At 66.0% G+C, this 3,044-nt stretch carries 2 protein-coding genes and 1 pseudogene; 2 read left to right on the forward strand and 1 reads right to left on the reverse strand.

The window, feature by feature from the left end:
* Positions 1–43: 43 nt before the first annotated feature.
* Entirely contained in the window at positions 44–1,438 is a 1,395-nt protein-coding gene (locus U9980_RS26605; RefSeq protein ID WP_322770443.1) for a hypothetical protein, read from the forward strand.
* A gap of 336 nt (positions 1,439–1,774) precedes the next feature.
* Here the strand turns inward: U9980_RS26605 and U9980_RS26610 are convergent.
* A pseudogene (locus U9980_RS26610) lies at positions 1,775–2,418 on the reverse strand (IS5/IS1182 family transposase).
* Between the two features lie 437 nt (positions 2,419–2,855).
* Here U9980_RS26610 and U9980_RS26615 point away from each other — a divergent pair.
* Positions 2,856–3,044 (forward strand): hypothetical protein (locus U9980_RS26615; protein WP_322770444.1); only part of this gene is annotated, 189 nt, incomplete at its 3' end.

A 3,044-nucleotide genomic window follows, 5' to 3' on the forward strand; every position in this document is an offset into this window, starting at 1 on the left:
CCGGCCGACGAGCGAGAGCCAGAGAAGCAGGAAGGACGTACCCATGACGCAGGCCGAGCCACGGCCGAAGGCTGCGGCCCGGCCCCACGACCCGCTGGCCGTCGCGCTTGCCAACGCATCCCTGTTCGGTGGTGGGTACCTGATGCTGGGCCGGGGACAGCTCGCCGTCGTCGTCACCCTGATCACAGCCGAGCTCCTCATCGTCCTCGCCTCGGTCGCGCAGGTGCTGTGGTTCGGGATCGTCGTGCTGCTGTGGTGGGTGGCCGTCATCGCACACGGCTGGTATCTGGCTGGTGGGCGGCCGCGCCGGGGCCGGATGTGGCCGAACCGGTCGGGCAGACAATGGACCATCGCCCTCGCCTTAGTGCTCCCGGTACTGTTGGCCTTCGGCTTCCTCCGCTTCGACATCGCGCAGATCGAGGGGGACGTGGCGTCGGCCAGCCGCGCCAACGACTGCCGGCGTGTGACGGCCGCCATGGACAGGGTGACGCCCGCTCACCGCATGGTCGCTGTCTCTCCGGTCGCCGACGGCGAGAACATGGTCAAGGCATGCGCACTGCTGCGGACGGCCGCCGGCCATCTCGACGCCGGGTGGGCCGGCGACACCGCAGCCCTGGACACCGGTTTCCGACAGCTTTCCACCGTCCTCACAGAGCTGCCCGGCCATGAGAAAATGGTGCAGGGAGCATTGGACCGGTTCCTCGACGGCCTACCGACCAAGGATCCCTGCGACACCGCGAAGATCACTACCTGGCTCGCCGCGCGCCCGCCCGGCGGCAAGGGGCTGGATCGCGCCGCCCAGGTCGTCCTACAGCTCGCGCCTGCGGCGCTGGTCGACTGCGGCAACAGGTTCCTGGCGGCCGGGGGCTGGGAGAATGCGCGGGCGAAATACCAGCAGCTGCTCGACCAGTACCCCGGCCACGAGCTTGCCGCCAAAGCCCGGGAGGGAATACAACAGGTCAATCAGAAGATCGAGGAGGCGAACCTACGCCGCCTGCTGGAGTCGTCGGCCTCCGGCCAACCGGCGTACTGCTCCGCTCCGGTTCCGTACACAGCCGCACCTTCGGGCGGGCCGAACCGCGCACTGATATTCGGCAACAAAAGGTACGTGGACAATCTCCCCGCCGAGTGGAGGACCGATGACGTCACCACTGCCACCCGGGTGCTCTGCGTCGGCAACTCCGAGTTAGGAGCCGCGGTCGAAACCTGCCCATATACATCCAATCGATCTATAGGCGTCGAGAACGTGACGTTTTACCGGGTGGCGTTGCCCGTTCGCGTTTACGAGCTACGAACCGGACGACTCGTGACCGACACCAGACTGGAGATCAGCGGCGCAAGCTGCCCTTCCAAGTTCTACGGCTACGACACGAAGAACTACGTCACCCCCTCCGATTCCCAGATACAGGCCGCCTTCCGACCGCTGATCAGCCCGTGACCGCCTGTGTGGTGCCAGAAACCGGCCTTATTTTGCGGTAGTGACGCCTGCCGGGCGCCCCCGGACACGCTGGCCGGCGCCATCCTGAGCATCCCGCCTCGCGACCGTTTACCTGGGAAAACGAGAAAACGGCCACGATGATCGGCTGGTCGCAGTGAGGGGAGTTGCGGGTAGCGGCCAGTTCGAGCGGGTCGCGCTGCGGAGTAACCGGGACGATGACCAGCGCGAAGGAGCATACCGGGATGGGACTCTACGGACGTCGTTCGCGGAGTGAGCCTTTCCGCGTAACCATCCGTTGCGTTGCGTAGCATCAATGGCGTGTTCCCGTGTTGGCTGTCAGGTGGTGCGGCCGTGCTCGATGTGAAGGATCACGAGGGCGACTTTCGCGATGAGACCGATCTTCCAGGGGTCGAGGCTGATGTTCCGCAGGGCCCGGAAATGCTTCAGAAGGGCATTCGCGCGTTCGCCGACGGCCCGCAGCGCGGTGGTGTCGTGCTCGCGGCCGGGGCGGACGCCGGACACCCACAGCGGCCAGCCGTCGTCGGGCGCGGAGGCGACCTGGACGTTGCCGCCATGATTATGGATCTTCCCGGACCGCCAGAGATCCACGTCTTTGGTGGGACCGGGGTGCGCACCCGGTCGGTCTCGATCACCGAACCGTCGACGATCACATGATCGTAACCGGCCGCCTTCGCGGCCAGTAGGGCATTGCGCAGGTCAGGTACCCGCAGCGCCAGCACCGCGATGCCCTCATGGAGGTAGGTGTAGGCCGTCGACCGGCCGATCCCGTGGTCGCCGGCGAGTTGCTTGACCCGGGTCCCATCGCAGAACCAGCGCAGACCATCACGGACTGCGCTCAGAGGGTGAGCGCGGGTCTCCTTCCGGGTGCCTCGGCGCTCACGCTCGGCCGTGAGCAGTACGGCCAGGTGGGCAACGGTGTGCTCGCCGAGGGGCAGCTCGGCGGTGTATGTGCCACTCATCGGGACGCGGGACTCCCTAGGGTTGATCTTTGATCGGAACAACCTTCCTATCGGAGCCCCGCGTTTTCTTGTTCACCGACACCGGCATCTCGTAGATCGACCACTGTCAGCAATAATCACGCAGAGTGGCCGATCGTTACTCGGAATGGCTCACTCGTGGTGGGCCTGTACCGCGGCGGGCCTGGATGGTATCGGCGATCTCCGGGTCGAGCGGTCCGGCTCCCTGCGAGCGCAGGGCGCTGCGGTGCCGACCGGCCGGCGCTGGTCGGGGTCTGTGTTCCGCGGAACGCACCGGTTTCGTTACATCGGTGTCGAGCGTTACCAGGACACCGATTCCAAACGTTACCTGCGGGAACGCATACGCGACCGGTCCCTGCTCTTCGTGGCCGCGACCCGAGCCCCTTCCTGCCCGCCGCCACACACCCCTGATCGGTCGTGTGCGGCTGATCGTGGAGATGGTGATCGGCGTTTGCTTGTCGTTAGGTACGGTTTTTGGCCGGATAGGCGTACCTGACGACAAACTCGCGCCGATCTTGTCGACGGATGTCAGATATCGGCGGAAGCTGCACGGTCTGTCCGATACGTTCTCGGTGCGGATGGTCCTGCCGGTCGGCGGGCGGCTGAGC

Source organism: Protofrankia sp. Cr1, assembly GCF_963555865.1.
Taxonomy (GTDB): Bacteria; Actinomycetota; Actinomycetes; order Frankiales; family Frankiaceae; genus Protofrankia.

Excerpts from the sequence above, each read along its gene's own strand:
- U9980_RS26605 (WP_322770443.1), top strand. The coding sequence starts at position 44 with ATGACGCAGGCCGAGCCACGGCCGAAGGCTGCGGCCCGGCCCCACGAC.